General features: G+C 64.4%; 23 protein-coding genes and 1 tRNA gene. 9 read left to right on the forward strand and 15 right to left on the reverse strand.

Translation table 11 applies throughout. The features are described 5' to 3' along the window. Window positions 1–224: 224 nt before the first annotated feature. The 14 genes from carB to gloB all read right to left on the reverse strand — a co-directional run bounded on the left by carB (window position 225) and on the right by gloB (window position 19677). Window positions 225–3473 carry a carbamoyl-phosphate synthase large subunit gene (gene carB / locus ACOABP_RS02585; RefSeq protein ID WP_474226832.1) on the reverse strand — a complete coding sequence of 1083 codons (3249 nt, stop codon included), beginning with the start codon at window positions 3471–3473 and terminating at the stop codon, window positions 225–227. 68 nt (window positions 3474–3541) lie between these two features. Then, the gene (leuE, locus tag ACOABP_RS02590) at window positions 3542–4225 is read right to left on the reverse strand and encodes a leucine efflux protein LeuE (RefSeq protein ID WP_474226833.1); all 684 of its coding nucleotides are present in this window, start codon (window positions 4223–4225) and stop codon (window positions 3542–3544) included. Window positions 4226–4272: 47 nt separating this feature from the next. Further along, the gene (carA, locus tag ACOABP_RS02595) at window positions 4273–5421 is read right to left on the reverse strand and encodes a glutamine-hydrolyzing carbamoyl-phosphate synthase small subunit (RefSeq protein WP_474226834.1); all 1149 of its coding nucleotides are present in this window, start codon (window positions 5419–5421) and stop codon (window positions 4273–4275) included. Window positions 5422–5751: 330 nt separating this feature from the next. Continuing rightward, window positions 5752–6165 (reverse strand): RidA family protein, encoded by a 414-nt coding sequence (locus tag ACOABP_RS02600; RefSeq protein WP_474226835.1) that lies wholly within the window; start codon window positions 6163–6165, stop codon window positions 5752–5754. A gap of 60 nt (window positions 6166–6225) precedes the next feature. Next, entirely contained in the window at window positions 6226–6657 is a 432-nt protein-coding gene (locus ACOABP_RS02605; RefSeq protein ID WP_474226836.1) for an acyl-CoA thioesterase, read from the reverse strand. Beyond that, window positions 6654–8357, reverse strand: coding sequence for an AMP-binding protein (locus tag ACOABP_RS02610; RefSeq protein ID WP_474226837.1), 1704 nt, complete (start codon window positions 8355–8357; stop codon window positions 6654–6656). Before ACOABP_RS02610 ends, ACOABP_RS02605 begins: the two co-directional genes overlap by 4 nt. 31 nt (window positions 8358–8388) lie before the next feature. Continuing rightward, window positions 8389–9561: an acyl-CoA dehydrogenase family protein gene (locus ACOABP_RS02615; protein WP_474226838.1), complete on the reverse strand. Its 1173-nt coding sequence runs from the start codon at window positions 9559–9561 to the stop codon at window positions 8389–8391. A 9-nt stretch (window positions 9562–9570) separates the two neighbouring features. After that, the gene (locus tag ACOABP_RS02620) at window positions 9571–10422 is read right to left on the reverse strand and encodes an enoyl-CoA hydratase family protein (RefSeq protein WP_474226839.1); all 852 of its coding nucleotides are present in this window, start codon (window positions 10420–10422) and stop codon (window positions 9571–9573) included. A gap of 149 nt (window positions 10423–10571) precedes the next feature. Continuing rightward, window positions 10572–11366, reverse strand: coding sequence for an SDR family NAD(P)-dependent oxidoreductase (locus ACOABP_RS02625; RefSeq protein ID WP_474226840.1), 795 nt, complete (start codon window positions 11364–11366; stop codon window positions 10572–10574). 2 nt (window positions 11367–11368) lie between these two features. Further along, a complete protein-coding gene (locus ACOABP_RS02630) occupies window positions 11369–13744 on the reverse strand; it encodes a bifunctional salicylyl-CoA 5-hydroxylase/oxidoreductase (protein ID WP_474226841.1) in 2376 nt (791 codons plus the stop codon). 176 nt (window positions 13745–13920) lie between these two features. Continuing rightward, on the reverse strand, window positions 13921–15810 hold the full coding sequence (locus tag ACOABP_RS02635) for a propionate--CoA ligase (protein ID WP_474226842.1): 1890 nt from the start codon (window positions 15808–15810) through the stop codon (window positions 13921–13923). 85 nt (window positions 15811–15895) lie between these two features. Then, on the reverse strand, window positions 15896–16855 hold the full coding sequence (locus tag ACOABP_RS02640; protein ID WP_474227758.1) for a glycerophosphodiester phosphodiesterase family protein: 960 nt from the start codon (window positions 16853–16855) through the stop codon (window positions 15896–15898). A 124-nt stretch (window positions 16856–16979) separates the two neighbouring features. Continuing rightward, complete coding sequence (locus tag ACOABP_RS02645) at window positions 16980–18683, reverse strand: transglycosylase SLT domain-containing protein (protein WP_474226843.1); 1704 nt, start codon at window positions 18681–18683, stop codon at window positions 16980–16982. Between the two features lie 193 nt (window positions 18684–18876). Next, on the reverse strand, window positions 18877–19677 hold the full coding sequence (gene gloB, locus ACOABP_RS02650; protein ID WP_474226844.1) for a hydroxyacylglutathione hydrolase: 801 nt from the start codon (window positions 19675–19677) through the stop codon (window positions 18877–18879). Window positions 19678–19687: 10 nt separating this feature from the next. Between gloB and ACOABP_RS02655 the strand changes: the two genes are divergently transcribed. The 6 genes from ACOABP_RS02655 (at window position 19688) to ACOABP_RS02680 (ending at window position 24091) form a co-directional block, all read left to right on the forward strand. Beyond that, the gene (locus ACOABP_RS02655) at window positions 19688–20488 is read left to right on the forward strand and encodes a class I SAM-dependent methyltransferase (protein WP_474226845.1); all 801 of its coding nucleotides are present in this window, start codon (window positions 19688–19690) and stop codon (window positions 20486–20488) included. A 27-nt stretch (window positions 20489–20515) separates the two neighbouring features. Further along, on the forward strand, window positions 20516–20953 hold the full coding sequence (gene rnhA / locus ACOABP_RS02660) for a ribonuclease HI (RefSeq protein ID WP_215528077.1): 438 nt from the start codon (window positions 20516–20518) through the stop codon (window positions 20951–20953). 49 nt (window positions 20954–21002) lie between these two features. Then, complete coding sequence (gene dnaQ, locus ACOABP_RS02665; protein ID WP_474226846.1) at window positions 21003–21740, forward strand: DNA polymerase III subunit epsilon; 738 nt, start codon at window positions 21003–21005, stop codon at window positions 21738–21740. 140 nt (window positions 21741–21880) lie between these two features. Then, window positions 21881–21955, forward strand: a tRNA-Val gene (locus ACOABP_RS02670). Between the two features lie 169 nt (window positions 21956–22124). Beyond that, entirely contained in the window at window positions 22125–23381 is a 1257-nt protein-coding gene (locus ACOABP_RS02675) for a tyrosine-type recombinase/integrase (protein WP_474226847.1), read from the forward strand. Next, window positions 23381–24091 (forward strand): hypothetical protein, encoded by a 711-nt coding sequence (locus ACOABP_RS02680; RefSeq protein WP_474226848.1) that lies wholly within the window; start codon window positions 23381–23383, stop codon window positions 24089–24091. The genes ACOABP_RS02675 and ACOABP_RS02680 overlap by 1 nt, the downstream gene beginning before the upstream one ends. 193 nt (window positions 24092–24284) lie before the next feature. On the opposite strand, the gene ACOABP_RS02685 is transcribed toward ACOABP_RS02680, so the two are convergent. Continuing rightward, window positions 24285–24683 carry a hypothetical protein gene (locus ACOABP_RS02685; protein ID WP_474226849.1) on the reverse strand — a complete coding sequence of 133 codons (399 nt, stop codon included), beginning with the start codon at window positions 24681–24683 and terminating at the stop codon, window positions 24285–24287. Window positions 24684–25070: 387 nt separating this feature from the next. Here ACOABP_RS02685 and ACOABP_RS02690 point away from each other — a divergent pair, with 387 nt between their 5' ends. From ACOABP_RS02690 to ACOABP_RS02700, 3 genes are all read left to right on the forward strand, one after another. Then, window positions 25071–25358, forward strand: coding sequence for a helix-turn-helix transcriptional regulator (locus tag ACOABP_RS02690; protein WP_474226850.1), 288 nt, complete (start codon window positions 25071–25073; stop codon window positions 25356–25358). Then, window positions 25355–25858 carry a hypothetical protein gene (locus tag ACOABP_RS02695; RefSeq protein WP_474226851.1) on the forward strand — a complete coding sequence of 168 codons (504 nt, stop codon included), beginning with the start codon at window positions 25355–25357 and terminating at the stop codon, window positions 25856–25858. Before ACOABP_RS02690 ends, ACOABP_RS02695 begins: the two co-directional genes overlap by 4 nt. Before the next feature lie 504 nt (window positions 25859–26362). Next, window positions 26363–26536 carry an AlpA family phage regulatory protein gene (locus ACOABP_RS02700; protein ID WP_474227759.1) on the forward strand — a complete coding sequence of 58 codons (174 nt, stop codon included), beginning with the start codon at window positions 26363–26365 and terminating at the stop codon, window positions 26534–26536. Window positions 26537–26538: the final 2 nt, after the last annotated feature.

Below are 26538 nucleotides of genomic sequence, written 5' to 3' on the forward strand. Positions count from 1 at the left end.
GCCGCAGCGGAGCTGGAACCATGCTCCGGCAGCAATTCTGCCGGTCAGCACTTCCGCTCGACCGCGGCTTTCAGATGGGATCGAACCGGCACCAGGGCACGGATCGATCAGCGAATTCGACGTAGTTTAGGCCAGAACCGCCGCCGGTATCAACCCGGCGGCAGCGCTGCGGCACGGGGGCGTTTCCCCGCACCGCAGCATAGACGGCACTCGACCGGCCTGGATCAGGCCAGTTGCTTGTGCAGGCCTTGCAGGTCGTAGACCTCCAGGCTCTGCATGTGCTTCAGGCCTTCCACCGCGGCGTTGGCGCCGGCGATGGTGGTGTAGTACGGCACGCGGGCAGCCAGCGCGGCGATACGGATCGACCGCGAATCGGCGATTGCCGTGCGCGTCTCGTCCACGGTCGTGAAGACCAGGGCCAGTTCGCCGTTCTTGATCATGTCCACGATGTGCGGACGGCCGTCCTTGACCTTGTTGACCACGCGGACCGGGATGCCGGCAGCCTCGATGGCCGAAGCCGTACCGCGCGTGGCGACGATCGGGTAGCCCAGGTCGTGCAGCATGCGGGCCACTGTCACGGCGCGCGGCTTGTCGCTGTCCTTCACCGTGATCAGCACGGTGCCCTTCTCGGGCAGACGCGAACCGGCAGCCAGCTGACTCTTGAACAGCGCTTCGCCGAACACCTTGCCCACGCCCATCACTTCGCCGGTGGAACGCATTTCAGGTCCGAGGACCGGATCCACGCCCGGGAACTTGTTGAACGGGAACACGGCTTCCTTGACGCTGAAGTACGGCGGCACGACTTCCGCGCCAATGCCTTGCGAGTCCAGCGACTGGCCGGCCATGCAGCGCGCGGCGATCTTCGCCAACGACAGGCCGGTAGCCTTCGACACGTACGGCACCGTGCGCGACGCACGCGGGTTCACTTCCAGCACGTAGACGATGTCTTCGCCGTTCTTCTGCTGGATGGCGAACTGCACGTTCATCAGGCCAATCACGTTCAGCGCCTTGGCCATCGCTGCGGTCTGGCGCTTCAGTTCGTCGACGGTAGCCTGCGACAGCGAGTACGGCGGCAGCGAGCAGGCCGAGTCGCCCGAGTGGACGCCTGCCTGTTCGATGTGCTCCATCACGCCGCCGATGAACACGCGCTGGCCGTCGCACAGGGCGTCCACATCGCATTCGATCGCGTCGTTCAGGAAGCGGTCCAGCAGCACCGGCGAGTCGTTCGACACCTTCACGGCCTCGCGCATGTAGCGCTCGAGGTCACGCGGCTCGTGCACGATTTCCATGGCGCGGCCACCCAGCACGTACGACGGACGCACCACCAGCGGATAGCCGATTTCCTCGGCCAGGCGCAGTGCTTCGTCCTCGGCACGGGCCGTGCGGTTCGGCGGCTGGCGCAGGCCCAGGTCCTGCAGCAGCTTCTGGAAACGCTCGCGGTCTTCCGCGGCGTCGATCATGTCCGGGCTCGTGCCGATGATGGGCACGCCGTTGGCTTCCAGGTCCAGCGCAAGCTTCAGCGGGGTCTGGCCGCCGTACTGGACGATCACGCCAACCGGCTTTTCCTTGTCGACGATTTCCAGCACGTCTTCGAGCGTCAGCGGCTCGAAGTACAGGCGGTCCGAGGTGTCATAGTCGGTCGACACGGTTTCCGGGTTGCAGTTGACCATGATGGTCTCGTACCCGTCTTCGCGCAGTGCCAGCGCGGCATGCACGCAGCAGTAGTCGAACTCGATACCCTGGCCGATCCGGTTCGGGCCACCGCCCAGCACCATGATCTTCTTGTTCGTCGTCGGGTCCGCCTCGCACTCGCCATGCTCGGCTTCGTACGTGCCGTACATGTAGGCGGTGTTGGTGGCGAACTCGGCCGCGCAGGTGTCCACGCGCTTGTAGACCGGGCGCACGTTCTGTGCCAGACGCGCCTCGCGCACGGCCTTGGCGTTGGTCTTGAGCAGCCTGGCCAGGCGGCGGTCCGAGAAGCCCTTTTGCTTCAGGAAGCGCAACTCGACAGCCGACAGGCTTTCCAGCGTGCGGTTGCGCACCAGGCCTTCGGTCTTGACGATGTCTTCGATCTGGGCCAGGAACCACGGATCGATGTCGGTCTCGGCGTAGACCTCTTCCAGCGACATGCCCAGGCGGAACGCGTCGCCCACGTACCAGATACGGTCCGGGCCGGCTTCGCCGATTTCCTCGATCACTTCGTCGCGGTCGGTCGACTTCTCGTCCAGGCCGTCCACGCCCACTTCCAGGCCACGCAGGGCCTTCTGGAACGATTCCTGGAAGGTACGGCCCATGGCCATCACTTCGCCCACCGACTTCATCTGGGTGGTCAGGTGGCTGTCGGCAGCCGGGAATTTCTCGAACGCGAAACGCGGCACCTTGGTGACCACGTAGTCGATCGACGGCTCGAACGACGCCGGGGTCTGGCCGCCGGTGATTTCGTTCTTCAGCTCGTCCAGCGTGTAGCCCACGGCCAGCTTGGCCGCGACCTTGGCGATCGGGAAGCCCGTGGCCTTCGAGGCCAGTGCCGACGAACGCGACACACGCGGGTTCATCTCGATCACGATCATCCGGCCATCCTTCGGATTGATCGAGAACTGCACGTTCGAACCGCCGGTGTCCACGCCGATCTCGCGCAGCACGGCCAGCGAGGCGTTACGCAGGATCTGGTATTCCTTGTCGGTCAGCGTCTGGGCCGGGGCCACGGTGATCGAGTCACCAGTGTGGATGCCCATCGGGTCCAGGTTTTCGATCGAGCAGATGATGATGCAGTTGTCCGCCTTGTCGCGGACCACTTCCATCTCGTATTCCTTCCAGCCGAGCAGCGATTCCTCGATCAGCAGTTCGCGCGTGGGCGACAGGTCCAGGCCGCGCTTGCAGATCTCTTCGAACTCTTCGCGGTTGTAGGCGATGCCGCCGCCGGTGCCGCCCAGCGTGAACGACGGACGGATCACGATCGGGTAGCCGGCGGTGCCGGTTTCCTGGGCGATGCGCGACTGCACGGCCACGGCCTCGTCCATCGAATGGGCGATACCCGACTTGGCCGAACCCAGGCCAATCTTGGTCATCGCATCCTTGAACTTCTGGCGGTCTTCGGCCTTGTCGATGGCTTCCGGCGAGGCGCCGATCAGTTCCACCTTGTACTTGTCCAGCACGCCATGGCGATGCAGGTCCAGTGCGCAGTTCAGCGCGGTCTGGCCGCCCATGGTCGGCAGGATGGCGTCCGGGCGCTCTTTCTCGATGATGCGCTCGACCACTTCCCAGGTGATGGGCTCGATGTACGTCACGTCGGCCGTGTTCGGGTCCGTCATGATGGTCGCCGGGTTCGAGTTGACCAGGATGACCTTGAAGCCCTCTTCGCGCAGCGCCTTGCAGGCCTGTGCGCCGGAGTAGTCGAATTCGCACGCCTGGCCGATGATGATCGGGCCTGCGCCGATGATTAGGATGCTCTTGATGTCTGTGCGCTTTGGCATTGCACGCTCTCTTTGTTGGCCGGCCCGCAAGTTCCCGCGGCCCGTACCGGATATCAGGTTTTGGATCGTCAGCCCAGGGTGGCCGTGGCCAGCTTGGCGCCGAAGCCGATGAACATCGCGCCGACCCCGCTCGACATGCCTGCGGACAGGCGCCGGCGGCGGCGGAATGCATCGGCCAGCCGCGCGCCCACGAAGATGATCGTCGTCAGGTACGCGAAGCTGCAGATCTGGCAGACCAGCCCCAGCGCCACGAACGACAGCGCCGGATACGCGAACTGCGGATCCACGAACTGGATGAAGAACGAGATAAAGAACAGGATGGCCTTCGGGTTCAGCAGGCTGATGACCAGCGCCTTGGTGAACGGGTTCGCAGACCTGTCCACGGGCACGGTCGCTGCCTGCGCCGCCGCGTTGTCCGGGCTTGCCGGCTTCGACCAGTTGCGCACTGCCCCGCGCAACATCTGGAAGCCGATCCAGCCCAGGTAGCCGGCGCCCACGTACTTGATCACGTGGAACAACGCCGGGCTGGCCTTGAGCAGCGAGGCCACGCCCGCGGCCGACAGCACCATCAGGATGGCATCGCCCACGAACACGCCGCACGCGCCCTTGTAGCCGGCACGCACGCCGCGCTGGGCGGCCACCGACAACACATACATCGAGTTCGGCCCCGGCAGCAGCACGATGAAGATCGTGCCGAGCACATAGGTCCAGAAGTCGGTGATGCCGAAGCTGGCGTGCATGAAAGCAGTCATGGCGGGCAGGTCCTGTTCAGGTCTCTCGAAAGCGTCATCTCGCCGCGTCAGGCAGCCGCCTTGGCACGGGCGTCCTGCATCAGCTTCGTGAAGCGGTCGAACAGGTACGCGATGTCATGCGGACCCGGCGACGCTTCCGGGTGACCCTGGAAGCAGAAGGCAGGCTTGTCGGTCAGCGCGAAGCCTTGCAGCGTGCCGTCGAACAGCGACGTGTGCGTCACACGCGCGTTGGCCGGCAGCGTCGACGCATCGACGGCGAAACCGTGGTTCTGCGACGTAATCACCACACGACCATCGTCATGATCCTTGACCGGATGGTTCGCGCCATGGTGGCCCGTGCTCATCTTGAGCGTCTTCGCGCCCACGGCCAGTGCCATGATCTGGTGACCCAGGCAGATGCCGAACGTGGGGATGTCGCGGGCGATGAACTCGCGCGTGGCGGCGATGGCGTAGTCGCACGGCTCGGGGTCGCCAGGGCCGTTCGACAGGAAGATGCCGTCCGGATTCAGCGCCAGGGCGTCGGCCGCGCTGGCTTGCGCCGGCAGCACCGTCACCTTGCAGCCGCGCTCGGCCAGCATGCGCAGGATGTTGAACTTGACGCCGTAGTCATAGGCCACCACGTGGAACTGCGGCTTGTCCTGCTTGCCGTAGCCTTCGCCCAGCTTCCATTCGGTCTGGGTCCACTCGTACGGTTCCTTGACGGACACGACCTTTGCCAGGTCCATGCCCGACAGGCCCGGGAACGAGCGCGCCAGGTCGATGGCCTTCTGCACGTTGTCCTCGCCTGCCAGGATGCAGCCGTTCTGGGCGCCCTTCTCGCGGAGGATACGGGTCAGCTTGCGGGTATCGATACCGGCGATCGCCACGACCTTTTCCTGCTTCAGGTAGTGGGCGAGCGTGTGTTCCTTGCGGAAGTTGGAGGCCAGAAGCGGCAGATCCTTGATGATCAGGCCGGCGGCATGGACTTTCGTGGCTTCTACATCCTCAGGATTGACGCCGTAATTGCCGATATGCGGATACGTCAGCGTGACGATCTGCCGGGAATAGCTCGGGTCGGTGAGGATTTCCTGATAACCGGTGATGGCGGTGTTGAACACCACTTCGCCGATCGTATGGCCGGAAGCGCCGATGGAATAGCCACGAAAGACCGTGCCGTCTGCAAGCGCGAGGATGGCGGACGGAAAAGACGGTAACACGGGTAGGCTCCTGCTGGACTCACCCCGTGACCGACCTGCTCAACGCCTCGTGCCCCGTGGGCGGCCCATTGAAGGGACCGGCTGGCGCATGGCTTTTTCATCACTTTTTTGCAGTGCATGAAAAACGCGCGCAATCGGGGGCGGCGGAAGGTGGAATACGGTAGGCGCTAGGGTGAAGGGTTCTGAAAGCGAAACTTTCGAATTATATCCCGCCGCACCCAATTTCTCAAGTATTCAACAACTTACGATGGACAGAAGCGGCGTGCGGCTTACCTGTCATGGGAATGACATGGCGCCGCACGGCCGGGCTTCGCAGGTTCGCCGGGTGATTTACACCGCCGGCGGCACCACCGCCGTGACCTCGATTTCCACCTTGGCACGCGGCTCGATGAGATCGGCCACCTCCACGGCTGTCATCGCCGGGAAATGCCGGCCGACGATATCGCGATAGTGCTGGCCGATGGCCTTGTAGGCGCCCACGTATTCGGCCTTGTCCTTCACATACCAGGTCATGCGCGCGATGTGCTCGGGCCGTGCCCCACCCTGCTCCAGCACCGCTACGATATTGCGCAGCGCCTGCGCCACCTGCAACGCGAAGTCGTCGGTCTCGAATTCGCACTGGCCGTTCCAGCCAATCTGCCCACCCACGAAGATCAGGCGGCTGCCCACCTGCATCTCGGCCATGATGCCGTTGGCGTAGCCCCTGGGCGCTGCCCAGTCGGGCGGTTGCAATGTCTTCAGCATGTTCTGTCCTCTCGGTGTTGCCAGTCAGTTCGTTCGGATCGTCCGGATCGTCCGGATTGTTCAGGGCCGCGCGGCGGGCGCCAGGTAGCGCCCCATCGCGGTGCGTACGGGGTCCGGCAGCGGCTGCGAGGTCATCTCGCGCGTATCCACGCAGACCAGCCGCTGGGTGATGGCCATGCGCGTGTTGCCATCCGGGCCGGCAAAGCGGATCTCCACGGCAAAGCTGCTGCGGCCGATATGCGTGACGCGCAGTTCGCGGGTCAGCAGTTCGCCCAGGCGGCTCGGCGCCTCGAAGCGGCACTGCAGTTCGGCCGTGGGAATGCCGGCGTGCCCTACTCCATGCATGACGTCGAACGGCCAGTCCAGCGCATCGGCGAACCAGTCCTCGACAAAGTCATTCAGCATCTCGAAGTAGCGCGGATAGAACACGATGCCGGCAGCGTCGCAATGCTTGAAGCGGATGCGCACGTGGTTGCGGAATACCTCGCTCACGGCAGGCCGCCTTCGTTCGCCATCTGGCGCAGCCTGAAGCGCTGCAGCTTGCCGGTCTCGGTGCGCGGCAGCGCGGCCACGAACTCGATGCGGCGCGGATACTTGTAGGGCGCGATCTCGCGCTTGCAGTAGTCCTGCAGGGTGGTACGCGTGATCTCGCCGGCTTCCACGCCAGGGCGCAGCACCACGTAGGCCGTCACCACCTGGCCGCGCTCTGCGTCGGCCGCGCCCACCACGCCGCACTCGGCCACGAACTCATGCTTCATCAGCGTGCCCTCCACCTCGGGTCCGGCGATGTTGTACCCGGCCGAAATGATCATGTCGTCGGAGCGGGCCTGATAGAAGTAGTAGCCGTCCTCGTCGGACATGAAGGTGTCGCCGGGCAGGTTCCAGCCGTCGCGCACATAGGCTTCCTGGCGCGGGTCGTCGAGATACCGGCAACCGGTGGGACCGCGCACGGCGAGCTTGCCCACGGTGCGGGGCGGCACCGGCTGCATGTTGTCGTCGACGATGCGCGCCTCGTAGCCCGGCACCACGCGGCCCACCGCACCGGGCCGCACATCGGCGCCGGCACTGGAAACGAAGATATGCATCATCTCGGTGCCGCCGAGCCCGTCGGTCATCTCGATGCCGGTGGCTGCCTTCCACGCCTGACGCGTGGCGTCGGGCAGCGCCTCGCCAGCCGACACGCTCTTCTTAAGGCTGCCGATATCGAAGTTCTTTGCCAGTGTGGCCATCTGGCGGTAGAAGGTTGGCGCCGTGAACACCACCGTGGCGCGATGGTCCTGGATCAGCTTGAGCAGCGTCTCGGGCGTGAGCTTCTCCGCCAGCGCCGTACTCGCGCCGATGCGCAGCGGGAAACACAGCATGCCGCCCAGCCCGAACGTGAACGCGATGGGCGGCGTGCCGCAGAACACATCGTCCGGCGTGGGCTTGAGCACGTGGCGCGGGAACAGGTCGCACATCGCCAGTACATCGCGATGGAAGTGCACGGTGCCTTTGGGCTGGCCCGTGGTGCCGCTCGTGAACGCGATCAGGCAGATGTCGTCGGCAGCGGTGTCGCAGGGCGCGAAGGTATCCGGCTTGCCGTCCATCGCGGCTTCCAGCGACCCTGCACCGGTGCCGTTGAAGTAGCGCACCGTGGTCAGCGTCGGGCAGTAGTGCTCGCCGTCGGCGCGCTGGTTGGCTTCCAGTTCCTCGCGCAACCGTGCGTCGCACAGCGCAGCCGAGACCTGCGCCTTGTCGATGATCTGGCGCAGTTCCTTGGCCCGCAGCAGCGGCATCGTCGGCACAGCGATCAGCCCCGCCTTGACCGTTGCCAGCCAGCTGGCCGCCATCATCAGGTTGTTCGGCCCGCGCAGCAGCACGCGGTTGCCCGGCACCAGCTTCATGTCTTCCACCAGCACATGGGCGATGCGGCTGACCAGCGCCGCCAACTGCGCGTAGGTCACCGTTTCAATGCTTCCGTCGTGCTCGTGTCGCACGGCCACGCGCTGGCCGTTGCCTGCCGACACATGACGATCCACCAGCTCCACGGCCGCGTTCAGCCGCGCCGGGTAGCGCGTGTCGTCGTTGAACTGGAACACCGGCCACGTGCCGGCCGGCGGCAGGCGGTCCCTGGCGAATGTGTCGACGTGCGCCGTGGCGGCGCCCGAGGCGGCACTGGCGCCGGCATTCGGGACGATGGTGGGGGCGACCATGCTTGTCTCCTGTTGGATTCGGTTCGATGCGTCAGGCCTGGCGCGCCGCAAGCGTCTCGCGCGCGATGATCAGTTTCTGCACTTCGGTGGCGCCTTCGTAGATGCGCAGCGAGCGGATCTCGCGGTACAGGCTCTCCACGCGCGTGCCCACCTTGACGCCCAGGCCGCCAAAGATCTGCACGGCGCGGTCGATCACCTGCTGCGCATTCTCGGTAGCCACCATCTTGGCCATGGCCGCCTCGCGCGTGGTGCGCTGCTGGCGCACGTCGCGCAGCCAGGCGGCGCGGTAGGTCAGCAACGCGGCCGAGTCGATGGCCGTCGCCATTTCGCCAATGGCGGCCTGCGTCAGTTGCAGGTCGGCCAGCACGCCGCCGAACATCGGCCGCGACGTGGCACGCGCCAGCGCGTCGTCCAGCGCGGCGCGGCCAAAACCCAGCGCGGCCGCCGCCACCGACGCGCGGAAGATGTCCAGCGTCATCATCGCCACCTTGAAGCCCTGCCCCGCCTCGCCCAGCCGGTTGCCCACCGGCACGCGGCAGTTGTCGAAACGCAGCGTGGCAAGCGGATGCGGGGCGATCACATCGATCCGTTCGGCGATGGACAACCCTGGCGCGTCGGCATCGACCACGAATGCCGTAATGCCACGCGCGCCGGGCGCCTCGCCAGTTCGCGCGAACACGCAGTAGAAATCGGCAATGCCACCATTCGAAATCCAGGTCTTGGCGCCGTCCAGCACGTAGTAGCTGCCGTCGTCGGACAGCCGCGCGCTGCATTGCATGGCCGCCACATCGGACCCGGCCTCAGGCTCCGACAGCGCGAAGGCCGCAATCGCCTCGCCCCGGGCCACGCGCGGCAGGTAGCGTTCGCGCACCGCGTCGCTGCCGGCCAGCGTGATGGCGCCCGAACCCAGGCCCTGCATCGCAAAGGCGAAATCGGCCAGGCCATCGTGACGGGCCAGCGTTTCGCGCAGCAGGCACAGCGCGCGCGAGTCCAGCGCCGGCAAGGCGCCGCCGTAGGCCGCCGGCACGCAGTAGCGCAGCCAGCCAGCGTGGCCCAGCTGGCGCACCAGCGTCCGGCACGCGGCATCGGCGTCGTGATGATCGATATCGCGCAGGTGCTCGCCACACCAGCCATCGAGATTGCGTTCAAGCTGGCGATGCGCGTCGTCGAAGAACGGCAGGTCGAGATAGGTCTTGTCGCTCATGCCGGCTCCTCAATCGCCTTCGAACACGGGCTTCTGCTTCGCCACGAATGCATCGTAGGCGCGCCGGAAGTCGCGCGTCTGCATGCAGATGGCCTGCGCCTCGGCTTCGGCCTCGATGGCCTCGTCCACGCCCATGTTCCATTCCTGGTGCAGCAGCTTCTTGGTCACGCCATGCGCGAACGTGGGGCCCGCAGCAATCTGGGCGGCCAGCGCCTGCGCTTGCTCCCGCACCACGTCCGATGCATGCAGCGCATTGAAGAAGCCCCATTGGAGCCCTTCCTCCGCCGTCATCGAGCGGCCCGTGTACAGCAGTTCGCTGGCGCGGCCCTGCCCGATCATGCGCGGCAGCAGCGTGCAGGCGCCCATGTCCGCGCCGGCCAGGCCCACGCGGACGAACAGGAAAGCCGTCTTGGCCTGCGGCGTCCCCAGTCGCAGGTCCGACGCCAGCGCCATCATCGCGCCCGCGCCGGCGCAGATGCCGTCCACGGCGCTGATCACCGGCTGCGGGCAGGCGCGCATGGCCTTGACCAGATCGCCCGTCATGCGCGTGAAGTCGAGCAGCTCGGGCATCGACATGCGCGTCAGCGGCCCGATGATCTCGTGGACGTCGCCGCCCGAGCAGTAGTTGCCGCCCGCGCCGGTAATCACTACGGCCTTGATGTCGGTGGCGTAGCACAGCCCACGGAACAGGTCGCGCAGCTCCGCATAGGAATCGAAAGTCAGCGGATTCTTGCGCTCCGGCCGGTTCAGCGTGATCGTCGCCACCTTGCTGTCGGCCGACACCGACCACAGGAAGTGCTTCGGCTGGTAATCGGCAAATGCGCGCTTGTGGTGACGCATGTCCAGTGCAATTTCGGTCATCTCTTCTCTGTCTCCAGTCTGTGTTCTCCCCTCTCTCACGGCGTGAGAGGGGTCGGGGGAGAGGCGGCCCGCCCTCTCCCCCAGCCCCTCTCCCGCTAGCGGGAGAGGGGAGCAAACATTCGGTGCTTCACCACGCCATCACCACGCAATCACCCCGCCATCACCTCGCCGCCCGCCACCGGCACGGCCTGCCCGGTGATCGCGGATGCCGATGGGCGGCACAGCCAGGCCACGGCGTCGGCCACCTCGTCGGGCTGCACCAGCCGGCGCTGCGGATTGCGGGCGGCCAGTTCGGCGCGGGCCTGTTCTTCGGTGCGGCCGGTCTTGCCGACGATATTGGCTACCGCATCGCGCACGATGTCGGTCTCGGTATAGCCGGGGCACACCGCGTTCACGGTGATGCCCTTGGGCGCCAGCTCCAGCGCCAGCGCACGGGTCAGGCCGATCACGCCGTGCTTGGCCGCGCAATAGGCGCTGACATAACCGTAGCCGATCAGTCCTGCCGTGCTCGCGACGTTGACGATGCGCCCCCAGCCCTGCTCCAGCATCGCGGGCAGCGCCGCCTGGGTACACAGGAAGGTGCCCGTCAGGTTGACATCGAGCATGCGCTGCCACAGCGCCAGGTCGGTCTTGCCGAACGGGGCGCTATGGGCCTGGCCCGCGTTGTTTATCAGCAGCGTGATCGGGCCGCGCTCGCTGGTGGCTTGTGCGAAGGCCGCGGCCACCTCGTCGGCATCGGTAATATCGGCCGCCGCCGCGCCCAGCGCCGCGCCGTCCACGGCCAGCGGTTCCAGCGCCTGCATTGCCGCATCCAGCACCGTGCAGTCGCGGCCCACCAGCGTCACGCTGGCGCCTTCTTCCAGCAGCCTGCGGGCAATCGCGGCACCGATGCCGCGCCCTCCGCCGGTGACCAGCGCATGGCGGCCTTGCAATGCCATCGCCATGATTACTTCCCCGGTTGCTGCGCGTACGCGGCCGCACGCGCCAGGTTGGTTTCGAGTTGCCGCTTGCCGGCCACGTACTGCTTCGGCCACGCGACATCGCGGTAGCCCAGACGCGCGGCTTCGTGCAGCGTCCACGCCGGATCGGCCAGGTGCGGGCGTGCAATCGCGCACAGGTCGGCGCGGCCTGCCGCCACGATGCTATCGACGTGGTCGGCCTCGAAGATGGCGCCGACGGCAATCGTCGGGATGCCCGCCTCGTTGCGGATGCGGTCGGCAAACGGCGTCTGGTACATCCGGCCGTAGACCGGCGCCTGGTCGGGGCTGACCTGCCCGGACGAGCAGTCGATCATGTCGGCGCCGGCCGCCTTGAAGGCCCGGGCGATCTGCACGGCATCGTCAGCCGTGATGCCACCGTCGACCCAGTCGTGGGCCGAGATCCGCACCGACATCGGTTTGTCCTGCGGCCAGACCGCACGCACCGCGGCAAAGACTTCCAGCGGAAAGCGCAGCCGATTGGCAAGCGAGCCGCCGTAGTCATCGGTGCGCACATTGGTCAGCGGCGAGATAAAGCTCGACAGCAGGTAGCCGTGCGCGCAGTGCAGTTCCAGCCAGTCGAAGCCGGCCTCCGCCGCACGGCGGGCGTTGGCGACAAAGTCGTCGCGCACACGGTCCATGTCGGCGCGCGTCATTTCGCGCGGCACCTGCGACACACCGGGCATGTACGGCAGCGGCGATGCCGATTCCAGCGGCCAGTTGCCCTGGGCCAGCGGATAGTCCATCTTCTCCCAGCCCAGCTGCGTGGAGCCCTTGCGCCCGGCATGGCCCAGTTGCATGGCGATGCGGGCGTCGCTGTTGGCATGCACAAAGTCGACGATGCGCTTCCACGCATCGCGCTGCGTGTCGTTCCACAGGCCCGGGCATCCCGGCGTAATGCGGGCGTCCGGCGACACGCAGGTCATCTCGGCCACCACCATGCCGGCACCACCCATGGCCCGCGAGCCCAGATGTACCAGGTGAAAGTCCCCCGGCACGCCATCGACCGACGAGTACATCGCCATCGGGCTGACGACCACGCGGTTCTTCAGCGTGACGCCGCGCACCGTGAACGGCGTGAACATCGGTGGCAGGCCCGCATCGCCATCCGCGGCGCGCAGCTTCAGCGTCTCCTGCGGCACACCGGCCTGAGCGGCCAGCCATTGCTCGAAACCGTCGACATAGCCCGCGTCGCGCACGCGCAGGTTTTCGTGCGAAATCCGCTGCGAACGCGTCAGCAGCGAGTACGCGAACTGCTCGGGCGCCATGCCCGCATAGCGCTCGACGTTCTCGAACCACTCGGTGGAATTGCGCGCGGCATTCTGGATCTTCAGCACCTCGACGCTGCGCGTGGCCTCGTAGCGCGTCAGCGCCTCGGGCAACCCATCCACACCGGCGCCGCGTTGCGCGCCGATCTCGTTCGCCAGGTCGATCGCATCTTCCAGGGCCAGCTTGGTGCCCGACCCGATGGAGAAATGCGCGGTATGCGCGGCATCGCCCATCAGCACCACCGGCACGCGGCGGCCGTCGGCCAGCGTGTTCCAGTGCACCCAGCGGTGACAGATCACGCGCGGGAAGCGGATCCAGTTCGCCGAGCCGCGCAGGTGCGTGGCATTGCTGATCAGCCGGTGGCCGTCCAGATGGCGGGCGAACAGCCGCTCGCAATAGGCCACGCCCTCTTCCTGGCTCATCTGCTCGATGCCGGCGGCGCGCCACACGGGCTCCGGGACCTCGACGATAAAGGTCGACGTGTCGTCGTCAAAGCGATAGGCATGGGCCTGGAACCAGCCATGCTCGGTCTTCTCGAACGCGAACGTGAACGCGTCGAACAGCTTGTGCGTGCCCAGCCAGACAAAGCGGCACTGGCGCGTGTCGATGTCGGGTGCAAAGGTGTCGGCGTAGCGCGTGCGAATGCGGCTGTTGATGCCATCGGAGGCAATCACCAGGTCGGCGTTGTACTGCTGCGCCAGCGCCTGGTCGTCGGTGGCATCGGTCTCGAATACCAGCTTCACACCCAGCGCCTCGCAGCGGGCCTGCAGGATGTTCAGCAGCCGCTTGCGGCCAATGCCGATGAAGCCGTGCCCGCCCGAGCGGATCGTGCGGCCACCGATATGGATGTCGATATCGTCCCAGTGGTTGAACGCCGCGTTGATCTCGGCCGCGCTGACCGGATCGGCCAGCTTCAGGTTTTCGAGCGTGGCATCGGAAAACACCACGCCCCAGCCAAACGTGTCGTAGGGTCGGTTGCGCTCGACCACCACCACCTCGTTGGACGGATCCTGCAGCTTCATCAGCAGGCCAAAGTACAGCCCTGCCGGGCCGCCACCAATACAGAGGACACGCATCTGTCAGTCTCCTGCACGCCTGCGGCACGGGGCCGAAGGCGCTCTACATCAGGGTTAAATATTTTATCCTTAAAATATTAGGGTGCTCGACGATGACTGGCAAGAACAATTTTAGGCGGCGCCCGGTGCTGCCCCTCTCCTGCACACGCAGGAAAGGGGAGCTTTCAGCACATCAGTCAGCTCAGGACGTCTTTCACCTGATCCAGCGCGGTCGGATCTTCGATCGTTGTCAGGTCGCCCGGATCGCGCCCTTCGGCCACGGCCTGGATGGCGCGGCGCAGCAGCTTGCCCGAGCGGGTCTTCGGCAGCGCGTTGACAAAGAACACGCGTGCCGGCCGCGCCACCGCGCCCAGTTGCTGTTCCACGGTCTTCATCAGTTCACCCTCGAAGATCAGGCGATCGGCGTCCGAACCGGTGCGGCTGGCATCTCGGGCGATGCAGAAGCCCAGCGCCACCTGCCCTTTCAGCGCGTCCTGCACGCCCACCACGGCCACCTCGGCCACGCCCGGGTGCGACGACAGGCTTTCCTCGATCTCGCGCGTGCCCAGCCGATGGCCGGCAACGTTGATCACATCGTCAGTCCGGCCGAGGATGAAAACGTAGCCGTCCTCGTCGCGCACGCCCCAGTCGAACGTCGAATAGCTCTGCCGGTTCGGCACCGCCGACCAGTAGGTGCGCACGAACCGGTCGTTGTCGCCCCACACCGTGGTCATGCAGCCGGGCGGCAGCGGGTAGTCGATGGCCACCACGCCCTTCTGGTTCGGCGGGCACTCCTCGCCGGTTCCCTCGTCCACGATCCGCAGGTCATAGCCATAGGCCGGCACCCCGGGCGATCCCAGCTTGGCCGGCAATGCCTCGACACCGCGCTGGATCGCGATGATCGGCCAGCCCGATTCGGTCTGCCAGTAGTTGTCGACCACAGGCTTGCCGATGCCGTCCTGGATCCAGCGCGCCGTGGGTTCATCGAGCGGCTCGCCCGCCAGGAACAGCAGCCGCAGGCTGGACAGGTCGTACTGGCGCAGCAGCGCCGGGTCCTGCTTCTTGAGCACGCGGATGGCGGTGGGCGCGCTGAACATGATATTCACGCCATGCCGTTCCACGATCTTCCAGAGAATGCCGCCGTCCGGGCGGATCGGCGTGCCTTCGTACATCACCGTCGTCATGCCGGCCAGCAGCGGCGCGTAGACGATATAACTGTGCCCCACGACCCAGCCCACGTCTGACGCCGTGAACATCGTGTCACCGGGCTTGCCGCAGAAGATGTATTCCATCGACGTAGCCAGCGCCACCGCATAGCCGCCGGTATCGCGCTGCACGCCCTTGGGCTTGCCCGTGGTACCCGAGGTGTACAGCACGTACGACGGCTCGCTGGATTCCAGCCAAACGCAGGGCACCTGCTGGCCGGCCATCCTGTCGCGCCAGGCGGCGTAATCTTCGTCGCGGCCGGCCGTGCGCGGCATGTCGGCCAACTTGCGGTCCACCAGCAACACCTTGTCCGGATGATGGCCGGCCAGCCGGATCGCCTCGTCCAGCAGCGGCTTGTACGGCACCACCTTGCCCGCGCGCGATCCGGCGTCGGCGCTGACGATCACCTTGGGTTTTGCGTCGTCGATACGCGCCGTCAGGCTGACCGATGCAAACCCGCCGAACACCACGGAATGCACGGCCCCGATGCGGGTACACGCCAGCATCGCGAACATCGCCTCGGGGATCATCGGCATATAGACCAGCACCCGGTCGCCACGTTGCACGCCCAGGGCCTGCAGCGTGGCGGCCATGCGGTTCACCTCGTCGTGCAGCTGGCGATACGTGTAGACCTGCTCCGTATCGGTCTCGGTCGACACATAAACCAACGCACGCTGGTCGGCCCTCTCGGCCAGATGGCGATCGATGGCGTTGTGGCAGAGATTGGTCCGCCCGCCGACAAACCAGCGCGCGAATGGCGGATGGCTGTCGTCGAGCACGCGCTCGAACGGGGTTTCCCAGTCGATGCGCGCGGCCTGTTCGGCCCAGAATCCCGCCTTGTCGGACAGGGAACGCGCGTGCAGGGCACGGCTTGCCGTCATGATGTGTCTCCTCCGCTTGTCGTTTGTCGTAATGCGGTGCGGATGGCTGCGGCCGGCCTGAGGTGGATGGGCTGCCGTGCGGCGCCTACTGCTTGCACCGCGCGGAGTCCTGCACCACCTGGGCACGGATACCGGCCATCTTTTCTGGAGAATCTACCATGACGGCGTCGAGGCCCAACCGTTTGGCCTCGCAGTAGGCGGCCGTATCGTTGACACCGAACGCCACAAGGTTGGCCTGCGCCCTGGCGCGGTAGCAGCTCACGGATTCCGGGGTCCAAAAGACGGCACTTACGGGCGAGCGCCCTTCCCCCAGAGTGAATGTCTCCACCACTTCCACGTCCCGGCGCAACTCGAAACCGGCCCACATGCCGGAAGCCGGCGGCGTGCCGCAAGCCTGGCCCAGCGTGGCGGTCACAAGCCGGTTGCGCGTCGCATCGCGCGACTCGAACAGACGCGCCCTGGGCCACGCGGCAAAGGTCTGCTGGAAATCCGCCTCGGTCGAATAGATCAACGCGCGATCCCAGGCATTTTCCGATGTCAGCACCTGGGCCACAGCAAAAGTCAGCGGCGCCGCCGGCATCGATTTCATGTCGAGCACGACGGGCACTGCGGCGGGAATGGCGCGCAAGGCATCGCGCAACGTCGGAATACCTACCGGCTGGTCGCGATAGGGATATCGCTTGCTGCCATCGGGCGCGGTCTGGACAAATTGCCATCCCGCGTTGAGCCGGCCAAGCGCGGCAGCGGACCAGTCGGCCACCTTTCCCGTGCCGTTGGTCAGCGCGCCTAGCGATGCCGGACGGTACAGCACAGGTACCCCATCGGCGCTCAACTGGACCGACAGCCAGATCATGTCAACCCGCTGCGCTAGCGACGACTCGATGGCGACCAGCGTGTTTTCCTGACGATCCGCAGTGCCGGCGCGATGGGCCACCAGTTTTGGGGCGGTGTATTCAGGATTTGATTCGGAGTGCCCGGTATCGCATGCGGTACCAAGGCATGCCGCAGCCAGCGGCAGGATGGAGAGGGTTCGGAGAAGAGACATGGGCGAAAGTGACAGGGAAAGCGTCACTTTGGTCGCCCGGAACCCGTGGGGTCGTTGATGGCTGTCAATCAGGCAGCCAGTCGGCAACAGGGCCCCGCGACGTCAGCGGGGCGGCTGTCGCCGATCAGCGAGAATGACCCTTCGCAGACTTGGCCGAAGGCGTCGGCTTGGCAGGCGCAGCCGGTGCCGGCTTGCTGGTCGACTTGCTGGCGCCCTTGCGCGGCGCGGCCTCGACCACCACGCGCTTGCGCGGCTCAGCCTTTTCGGCTTTCGACGACCTGGAGACCGATGCCTTCTCGGCTTTCTCCGATTTTGCCGCAACGGTCTTGCCGTGTGCCGCCTTGCCACGCGCCGGGGTATCGTCCCCATCGTCGCCGCGCTCGGCCCGTGCAGCCGCCGGCGAATTGGCACGCAGCATCAGCACCAGGCTCTGGCCGGCCACGAGCTTGCTGCCCGACAGCTTGTTCCAGGACTGCACCTGCCGCACCGACACGCCATAGCGGTGAGCCACCGACGACACCGTGTCCTTGCGGCCCGCCTTGACCACCACGCGGCGCGCGTCGGGCACATCGGGCTCGACGGCCAGCATCGCGGTGTCCACCAGCGACGCGCTGATGTCCTGGTCGTGGCGATCGGTACGCGGAATCATCACCGTCGACCCCGCCTTCAGGCGCATGCCCTTGGGAATGCGGTTGATCTCGCGCAGCGTGTCGACATCGACATTGAGCCGCGCGGCCAGCGCTTCCACGCGCTCGCGGCTGTCCACCGTCATGGCCGTCCACGTGGACAGGCCGCCCCGGTATGTATTGAGGTTGTACTGGAAGCGCTCGGCATTATCGAACGGCAGCAGGATCTGCGGGTTGGCCGCCCCCAGGATCACCGGACGGTTGAACGACGGATTCAGCGCCTTGAATTCGTCCAGCGGCATGTTGGCCAGCTTGGCCGCCAGCGCCACGTCGATATCGCGCGACGTGGTCACCGTCACGAAGTACGGATGATCGGGAATATCGGGCAGCTTCACGCCATATGCAGCCGGGTTGGCGATGATGTTCTTCACCGCCTGCAGCTTCGGCACGTAGTAGCGCGTCTCGTTCGGCATGGTCAGGCTGGCGTAATCCGTGGGCAGCCCGCGCGCCTGGTTGCGCGCGATCGCCCGCGACACGGCGCCCTCGCCCCAGTTGTACGCGGCCAGCGCCAGGTGCCAGTCGCCGAACATGTCATAAAGCCGCGACAGGTAGTCGAGCGCGGCGTCGGTGGACGCCAGCACATCGCGCCGCTCGTCGCGGAACATGTTCTGCTTGAGGTTGTACGTCTTGCCCGTGCTGGGGATGAACTGCCACATCCCGGCCGCCTTGGCCGTGGATTCCGCCTGGGGATTGAACGCGCTTTCCACGAACGGAAGCAGCGCCAGCTCGGTCGGCATGTTGCGGCGCTCCAGCTCTTCCACGATGTGGTAGAGGTAGCGGCTCGACCGGCCCACCATCCGCTCCATGTAGTCGGGGCGGGCTGCGTACCACTGCGTGCGGTCATCGACCAGCGTGCCTTCCAGGTCCGGCATCGCAAAACCCTTGCGGATGCGGCTCCAGATATCGGAGGACGGTCCGCGCAGCCAGTCCACGCTGGACTGGTCGACGTTGGCGACGTTGGAACGGGAAAGCGAGCCGGCGCGGCCGGTGCTGTTCAGCGTGTTGAGCGGGTCCTTGGGCGGACCGGATTCCAGGGCGGTCGGCGTGCCGGCCATCTCGCCGGCAGGCGGAGTGGGTGTGCTGGCGCAGGCTGCAAGCAGCGCCGCACACGCAACTACCGCCAGAAATCGACCAAATCGCATTAAGTTCTCTGAAAGTGACGCCAAAAATTTCGCCTGATCCTATGGAAAAGGCCGGTTGGCGTCAATGAGATTTTCCCGAAGATGCAATTTGGACATCTTGCGATACCAGAAATGGTGGCAGGGCCCGTTCCCACCGGCCCTGACGGCCGCCGCCCCCGCCTGCAAACGTCTGGAATGTATTAGCGATGCGTGACTAGCGGAAGTTGTCTTTCCATCCGCGCAGCGCGCCGAACGCCGCGGCATCGCTGCTGACGTCGCCGCCCTGCCCCTGCACGGCCCGGCGCACCGCCGGCTCGCGCGACCGCAGGAACGGATTGACCGCCCGCTCATGGGCCACCGTGGTGGGCACCGTCGGGGTATCGGCCTGGCGCAGCGCGTCCACCCGGGTCGACCACGCCGCCAGGTCGGCGTTGCCCGGCTCCACGGCCTGCGCAAAGCGGACATTGCTGCGCGTGTATTCGTGGGCGCAGTACACGCGGGTATCGCCAGGCAAGGCGGCCAGCTTGTCCAGCGACGCCAGCATCTGCGCCGGCGACCCCTCGAACAGGCGCCCGCACCCGCTGGCGAACAGGGTGTCGCCGCAGAACACCACATGGCCTGCACCGGGCAGGTCGCCCACATAGGCCACGTGGCCGGCGGTGTGGCCCGGCACGTCCAGCACACGGAAGGTGGCGGCTGGATGTGCCAGCGTCACCGTATCGCCCTCGCGCACGGCCTGGGTGCGATGTCCGATGCGTTCGCCGGCGGGTCCGATCACCGGCATCGGGGCGCCGTCGGGGCCGGCCGGATGGCTTTCCAGCAAATCCGATACGCCTCCCTGATGATCGCCATGGTGATGGGTGATTACAATAGCGCCCAGTGCCAGCCCGCGTTGCGCCAGAAAGCGCTCGACCGGCTCGGCCTCGCCTGGATCCACCACCGCGGCACTTTTGCCGTCGTGGATGGCCCAGATATAGTTGTCCTGAAAGGCGGGGATTGGCTCCACTTTCAACATGCGTGCTCCTATGTCCAACCGACCGATTATAGATTGGGAAGAATGGCTGGCGTCGCCGCCCGGGCAGTACATGCTCCAATGGGAGGCCCAGCAATATGACCGGACGGTAACGGATATCTTCGGCTACCACGCGGTGCAGCTGGGGCTGCCCCATATCGACACGCTGCGCGAGAACCGCATGCCGTTCTCGGCGCTGGCGCTCGACGACCGCGCCGGCCCCCACGGCCCGCGCGAGACGCACCCCGACGCGCGCCAGCTGCTGTGCCGGTTCGACGAACTGCCGTTTGACACGCAGAGCATCGACCTGCTCACGCTGCCCCACATCCTGGAGTTTTCCGAGGATCCGCACGAAGTGCTGCGCGAGGTATCGCGCGTGCTGATGCCCGAGGGTCGCGTGGTCGTCACCTGCTTCAACCCGATGAGCCTGTGGGGCGCACGCCAGGGCCTGAATCGGCTGGGCGCGTCGCCCTTCCTGCCCAGCGACGCGCAGACCATCGGCTTCGTGCGGATCAAGGACTGGCTCAAGCTGCTGGGCTTCGAGATCATCCGCGGGCGCTTTGGCTGCTATTGCCCGCCCTACCGCACCGATCGCTGGCTGCAACGCGCCGCCTTCATGGAGAAAGCCGGCGACCGCTGGTGGCCGATCTTCGGCTCGGTCTACATGATCTCGGCGGTCAAGCGCGTCAAGAATATCCGCCTGGTGGGCCCGGCCTGGAAAACAACCAAACCCGCCCTGGCGCCCGTGTCGGCCCCGGTGGCCACGCCCACGGGCACGCACGGCAAACACCACAAGACCACGCCCGGCGCCTGAAGCGCCGGGCCATCCTGAATTCCATCCATGCAAGAAGTCACGATTTATTCCGACGGCGCCTGCAAAGGCAACCCCGGCCCCGGCGGCTGGGGGGCCGTGCTGGTCTCTGGCGGCCACGAGAAAGAGCTTTTCGGCGGCGAGAATCCCACCACCAACAACCGCATGGAGCTGATGGCCGTGATCGAGGCGCTGCGCGCGCTCAAGCGGCCCTGCGTCATCAATATCTATACCGATTCGCAATATGTGCAGAAGGGCATCAGCGAATGGATTACCGGCTGGAAAAAGCGCGGCTGGATGACGGCCGACAAGAAGCCGGTCAAGAACGCCGACCTCTGGCAGATCCTGGACGAAGCCCGGCAACCTCACGTGATCGAATGGCACTGGGTACGCGGCCATGCCGGCCATCCGGGCAACGAGCGCGCAGACCGCCTGGCCAACCGCGGCGTGGAATCGATCGGCGCCTGACCCTCGCAATCCGTCGCGCGGCCACGCCGAGCGATTACAATCCTGCCCCATGCGACAGATCGTTCTCGATACCGAAACCACCGGCCTGAACCACGCCACCGGCGATCGCCTGATCGAAATCGGCTGCGTGGAACTGGTGAACCGCCGCCTGACCGGCCGCAACCTGCACTTCTACATCAACCCGGAACGCGACGTGCCCGAAGACGCCGTGGCCATCCACGGCCTGACCGCCGACTTCCTGGCCGACAAGCCAAAGTTTGCCGAGGTCATGCACGAGATCCAGGAATTCGTACGCGACGCCGAGCTGATCATCCACAACGCCGCGTTCGACATGGGCTTCCTGGAGATGGAGTTCAAGCTCCACAAACTGCCCCCGTTCCGCGACCACGTGGCCAATGTGATCGACACCTTGCGCGAAGCGCGCCAGATGTTCCCGGGCAAGCGCAACTCGCTCGATGCCCTGTGCGACCGCCTGGGCGTCAGCAACGCGCACCGCACGCTGCACGGCGCATTGCTCGATGCCGAGCTGCTGGCCGAGGTCTACCTTGCCATGACGCGCGGCCAGAACTCGCTGGTCATCGACATGCTCGACGGCGCCGCCGCCCAGGGTGAAACCCGCGCCACGGCCGACCTGTCGGCCCTGACCCTGCCCGTGCTGCTGGCAACCGAGACCGAAGTCTCGGCCCATGAGGTCGTGCTCAAGGAACTGGACAAGGCCAGCGGCGGCAAGACCGTCTGGAAAATCGAAGTCCCCACCGAAGTGCCTGCCGACGCCACCGTGCAATAGCGCCCAAACCGGCCAGTGCCGAAGCCCTCACAACTTTTTTAAAGAAAGTTCAAAAAAGGGCTTTACAAGATACTGGCCCATCGGCATAATCTCGTTTCTCCACTGCACGACGCCAGCAACAACGGCGACGAAGCAGCAAGGGGTGGTTAGCTCAGCGGTAGAGCACTGCCTTCACACGGCAGGGGTCACAGGTTCAATCCCTGTACCACCCACCAGTACAATGGTTAGCAACACCTTACGTTGCCTGAAAACCCCGGCGCCAAGCGGCTTCCGGGGTTTTTTGTTGCCTGTCGTTGCCCATGGTTGACCAGTACCAACCATCACTTTTTGGGGTACGTATGCGGGTATGGGGGTATAGTTTTCAGGGTACGGAGTTTTCACACCATGCCCAAGCGAATCCTTCCCCTCTCTGACATCCAGTGCCGCCAGGCCAAATACAGTCCTGACGGAGGCAACCGCCTCCGCGACGGCGGTGGCCTCTATCTGGAATTGCTCCCGAGCGGCGCCAAGAAATGGCGCATGAAGTATCAGAAGCCCGGGTCGAAATCCGAAAACCTGCTCACATTCGGCGACTATCCAGCGGTTGGCCTCAGCGCGGCTCGCGAGCGGCGCGAAGCGGCACGCGCACAGCTGACCGATGGCACAGACCCAGCTCTTGCCCGCGACGTGGCCCGAGCCACAGTCTCCGAAGCCGCACGCAACACCTTCCGTGCCGTTGCAGAAGAGTGGCTGAAGCACAGGAACGATACGTGGAGCGCCGGCTACGCTCAGAAGACCAAACAGCTGCTGGAGCGCGACCTCTACCCCGACCTCGGCCAGCATCCCATTGCATCGATCACACCGGCATTCCTGCTCACAGTTGCACGCAAGATCGAAAAGCGCGGCGCCTATGAAATGCCGCGCCGCGCCCTGGTCACCGCCGGCCAAATTTTCCAGTACGCCATAGGCACCGGACGCGCCACGGCCGACGCTTCTGCCGGCATGGTCGCTCAATTGAAGCCCCGGCCACCGGTTCAGCACTATCCGCACGTGACGGACGTGCAGCTGCCCGACCTCCTCCAGCGCATTGATCGATACACCGGAAGGCCTGAGACCGTCGCCGCCGTGAAGCTGGCCGTCTTGACCTTTATTCGCGGTGGAGAGCTGCGGTACGCAGAATGGTCGGAGTTCGATTTCGAGAATGCGGAGTGGCGTGTGCCATCCGGCCGCATGAAAGGTCGCCTGTGGCACAAGCTTTCCGGAACACCGCACGTGGTGCCGCTATCGCGCCAAGCCATTGCCCTCCTCGAAGACCTGAAGCAATACACGGGGCACTTCGCCCTATTGTTCCCAGGTGCCGTAAGCGTCCTCAAGCCGGTCACTGGCGAGGCGATGAACAAGGTGTTTCATTCGATAGGCTTTAAGGGTCAACAGACGGTCCACGGGCTCCGTGGCCTCGCATCGACGCTGCTTAACGAGTCAGGCCTTTTCGATCCCCGCGTTATAGAAGCGCAGCTTTCTCACAAAGAGACCAACCAAACGATTGCGGCATACAACCACGCCAAATACATGCCCGAGCGGCGTCGCGTAATGCAGTGGTGGGCCGACTTCATCGATGAACATGCCACATGCCGGGCAACTGACGAAAAGGTCGCGGCGTAATGCACAACGACGACATGACTGCCGATTCAATGGACACAGTAACGCTACTGCAGGAGCAGATAGAGAAAACAAATTTGCAACTGGAAGCGATGTTTGCAGAAGCCTTTGGCATCTCAATAGATGATGGTTTTCCGGAAGTGGAAGAGGCTTACGAGAAGCGATTCGGCGTTCGCCCGAATGGCAACCTTATGGTTTTGTTCGGCGTGCAGGATCGCTTGATGCTAGCAGACGAATCGGACAGTGCTTCAGAAATTTCTCCGGAAGCTCGCGCCATGGCGGAAGCATGCGCCGCAGCGACTTCCGCATTCATCCGGAAGCTCACTCCCAGTAGCGTCTACAACGAATCAATCCTCGAAGACATCGCGGCGGCCATGCTGAATTTGAATGCAGCACAAGGGCAGATTGACTGCAAGCAGCTCCCTGAGGCATTGCACTTCCTCATGCAAGCGAAGTTCTGTCTAGGGGCGAGTTCCGGATTGCTACAGCAGCGTGAAGAGCGAAGACACAACGCATCCAAGGGAGGCAAACGTCGGGAAGCCAATTTTCGGCCACACCGCGAGGCGGTTCTCAAATATATCGCAGAGAACATACCATCCACTATTTCAGCTCAGGAAGCGGCTTCTCGCATGCTACGAGTAGGCGGCTTTCCTTTCTCTCACGGAACGCTTGCAGAGCTCGTTCGCGAATTCCGTAGCAGAGAGGGGGAGTAGCCGCCAGCTGTGCCGCCGAGTTGACACACCCAAGCATGGCCATGACGCTGGAGGCCTGGCCAGACGAGGCGAGCTGCTTGTCCATACAAAAAGCCCGCCAACCTAGCGGGCTTTCTGGAAAACGTCGATTCTCTTAAACATATTATCGATTTGCAAAACTCAACTAAATATCCCGCCGCCTTCAAAATTCTCCTCAATCTACTGGGGCGCAACAGCAGTAATTAGGCGTGATGTAGTCAAGCGGCTCGCTCATAGTAGCGCAAGCACTACAGCGCACCGGTCGAGAACGATTACTTACAAATTTCGACCCTATTAACGTGTGAACTACAAACGACTTAGGATGACTGGCATCCACAAGTGATGTCCAAATAAAATCATAAAAAGTCAGTGTTTTACCGCATGTTCCACAATCCTTCCTTTTTAAATAGAAATTTCTTCGCTCCAAGGTTCCCTCGGACAGATCCAAGAGTCGCTCTATGCGCCTTAAATCTTGCGCATCAGATTTTGTATAGTCAGGAAGATTATGTTTCTGCGCGAGTTGCGCAAACTGGTCGGCAGTCAGCGACACTACCTTGTTGTAGTCGTAATCCATTTACGGCCTCCTTGGTCTCAAATCTCAGTCGAAAGACTGGCTTGATTACAATCCCCGTTCAATGGACATCGTCGAAAAGCGGCCGTTCGGATCGGCTCTCAACAAAAGCTGCAGAAAGAAGTTTGGTAAATAATGCAGAAGGTGTCAAATTTTTCAATTCACATACCTCTACATTGCAGGGCCGAGCATCTCCTATAGCTAACGGCTGCCTCCGACTTGATACCGCTACGGAAATTTAAGCCACGCCTCAAGGGATGCTTAGCAAAACAAAGATAGGCATTGCACACCATATCTGTGCATAGCGCCGTCTATTAGCAACGGCCAATCCGTTGCGTACCCTCACGCCATCACAACACATCTGCAACAGATGGCTAGATGAGGCTACCGATGGCAAGCAAAACACAACGATCTGCACGGCGAACCACTGCCGTCGCGCCCAAAGATCGAATCCACCCCCCTCTGCGCCTCGAACAGCTTCCGCGCCTTGGGCGCGGGCGATGGCAAGACATCGCTCCGTTCGTCGGCGTAAGCCGCGAGAAATGGCGTCAGCTCGTGAACGACGGTAAGGCTCCCCCTCCTTTGCGGCTGACCACTCGCTGCACTCTCTACGATTTCTCGGCGGTGCATGTCTGGATTGCCGACCCTGCAAACTTTGATGCAAAGGAAGCCAAATGACAGCCACCCCCAATGCTCGTGCGCGCCTTGCGGGGGCCCAGACGGCCGCCCGCTACCTCACTCGCGTAGAAGCGTGTGCAACGAACGGCGCCTGCATGCCCTATGCTGAGCTGCAAAGACAGCTTGTCGCCCTCGGCGGGCTTCATCGCCAAGAAACTCAAGGCTTCCTTCAGCATGTGCAGGACCAACTGCAACTAATGCAAGCGAGTCCCGCGCTGCACCGAAGCGCCGCAGGCCCGGAGGCGATTGGAACAATCGTCCGCAGGCACATCGAGCGGTGGTACTGCGGAGCAACTGGCGGCTCCCTTGTCGACGCGCTCAGCGACGCCGTGGTCGACGTCCTCATCAGTTATCCACAGGCGGCTCCGCATCTCACCAGCAAGAGTCTGTGGTTGCAAGCTACCCACAACGTCATCACCGATAGTTTGCCGACATCTCTGGCCTATATGCCGCCGTGGAAGCCTCCGCCATTTCCACACAGCAATGCTGGAGGTGCGTAATTTTGCGTAATTGTTCGCACGGCCCTATTGGACCAGCAAGCCAGTGCTAGCGCGGGTCCGCGCCTTCATCGCAGGTGCATAAAAACCACTCGATGAAGCGCGCGGGTGAGGCGGGGTCTCAACCGCGCGCTGAGGGTGCGCCGCCCCGCCCCATCCCGTCGTGACGATGCACGCGTCCTGAGCGCGTCCTAAACGTTCGCAGCACATCCACATCGATGCTCTCGCAAATGCAGCAGCGCGCTGCGCGCCCCACTACGCCCGCCACCTTGTTGTTAACGACAACGGCACAACACGATGCCGTTGCGATGCCCGGCGCGCTATCGGGACACTGTGTTCGCTCTGTGCAGCATTGAGTAACGCCGAGCAATACGGAACCGTGTTGCTCGTACCTTTGAACCTAGATGAGGAAGACAGATGATGAGTTCGCAAGCCGGTATCTCCACGGCATGCACCGTTCCCGGTCTCGTCCTGCGCGACACGGGGACTGCGGAAGCAGAACGCTTCATGCGACTACCTGAAGTCGTGGCTGTGTGTGGCCTGCCTGCATCGTCCATCTACGACAGGATGCGGCGCGGCGACTTCCCAAAGCCCGTGCCCTTGGCAGGCAAGAGCGTCGCCTGGCTCTCCACCGAGATCAGGCAATGGATGCAGTCACGCATTGCGTCACGTCGGACGTAACT

This window comes from Cupriavidus sp. HE11 (genome assembly GCF_056097175.1).

What these genes read in the sequence shown, in the direction of transcription:
- carB (WP_474226832.1), bottom strand. Translation starts at nt 3,473, where the DNA reads ATGCCAAAGCGCACAGACATCAAGAGCATCCTAATCATCGGCGCAGGC.
- leuE (WP_474226833.1), bottom strand. Translation starts at nt 4,225, where the DNA reads ATGACTGCTTTCATGCACGCCAGCTTCGGCATCACCGACTTCTGGACC.
- ACOABP_RS02600 (WP_474226835.1), bottom strand. Translation starts at nt 6,165, where the DNA reads ATGCTGAAGACATTGCAACCGCCCGACTGGGCAGCGCCCAGGGGCTAC.
- ACOABP_RS02610 (WP_474226837.1), bottom strand. Translation starts at nt 8,357, where the DNA reads ATGGTCGCCCCCACCATCGTCCCGAATGCCGGCGCCAGTGCCGCCTCG.
- ACOABP_RS02615 (WP_474226838.1), bottom strand. Translation starts at nt 9,561, where the DNA reads ATGAGCGACAAGACCTATCTCGACCTGCCGTTCTTCGACGACGCGCAT.
- ACOABP_RS02620 (WP_474226839.1), bottom strand. Translation starts at nt 10,422, where the DNA reads ATGACCGAAATTGCACTGGACATGCGTCACCACAAGCGCGCATTTGCC.
- ACOABP_RS02625 (WP_474226840.1), bottom strand. Translation starts at nt 11,366, where the DNA reads ATGGCGATGGCATTGCAAGGCCGCCATGCGCTGGTCACCGGCGGAGGG.
- ACOABP_RS02630 (WP_474226841.1), bottom strand. Translation starts at nt 13,744, where the DNA reads ATGCGTGTCCTCTGTATTGGTGGCGGCCCGGCAGGGCTGTACTTTGGC.
- ACOABP_RS02635 (WP_474226842.1), bottom strand. Translation starts at nt 15,810, where the DNA reads ATGACGGCAAGCCGTGCCCTGCACGCGCGTTCCCTGTCCGACAAGGCG.
- ACOABP_RS02640 (WP_474227758.1), bottom strand. Translation starts at nt 16,855, where the DNA reads ATGTCTCTTCTCCGAACCCTCTCCATCCTGCCGCTGGCTGCGGCATGC.
- ACOABP_RS02645 (WP_474226843.1), bottom strand. Translation starts at nt 18,683, where the DNA reads ATGCGATTTGGTCGATTTCTGGCGGTAGTTGCGTGTGCGGCGCTGCTT.
- gloB (WP_474226844.1), bottom strand. Translation starts at nt 19,677, where the DNA reads ATGTTGAAAGTGGAGCCAATCCCCGCCTTTCAGGACAACTATATCTGG.
- ACOABP_RS02655 (WP_474226845.1), top strand. Translation starts at nt 19,688, where the DNA reads ATGTCCAACCGACCGATTATAGATTGGGAAGAATGGCTGGCGTCGCCG.
- rnhA (WP_215528077.1), top strand. Translation starts at nt 20,516, where the DNA reads ATGCAAGAAGTCACGATTTATTCCGACGGCGCCTGCAAAGGCAACCCC.
- dnaQ (WP_474226846.1), top strand. Translation starts at nt 21,003, where the DNA reads ATGCGACAGATCGTTCTCGATACCGAAACCACCGGCCTGAACCACGCC.
- ACOABP_RS02675 (WP_474226847.1), top strand. Translation starts at nt 22,125, where the DNA reads ATGCCCAAGCGAATCCTTCCCCTCTCTGACATCCAGTGCCGCCAGGCC.
- ACOABP_RS02680 (WP_474226848.1), top strand. Translation starts at nt 23,381, where the DNA reads ATGCACAACGACGACATGACTGCCGATTCAATGGACACAGTAACGCTA.
- ACOABP_RS02685 (WP_474226849.1), bottom strand. Translation starts at nt 24,683, where the DNA reads ATGGATTACGACTACAACAAGGTAGTGTCGCTGACTGCCGACCAGTTT.
- ACOABP_RS02690 (WP_474226850.1), top strand. Translation starts at nt 25,071, where the DNA reads ATGGCAAGCAAAACACAACGATCTGCACGGCGAACCACTGCCGTCGCG.
- ACOABP_RS02695 (WP_474226851.1), top strand. Translation starts at nt 25,355, where the DNA reads ATGACAGCCACCCCCAATGCTCGTGCGCGCCTTGCGGGGGCCCAGACG.
- ACOABP_RS02700 (WP_474227759.1), top strand. Translation starts at nt 26,363, where the DNA reads ATGCGACTACCTGAAGTCGTGGCTGTGTGTGGCCTGCCTGCATCGTCC.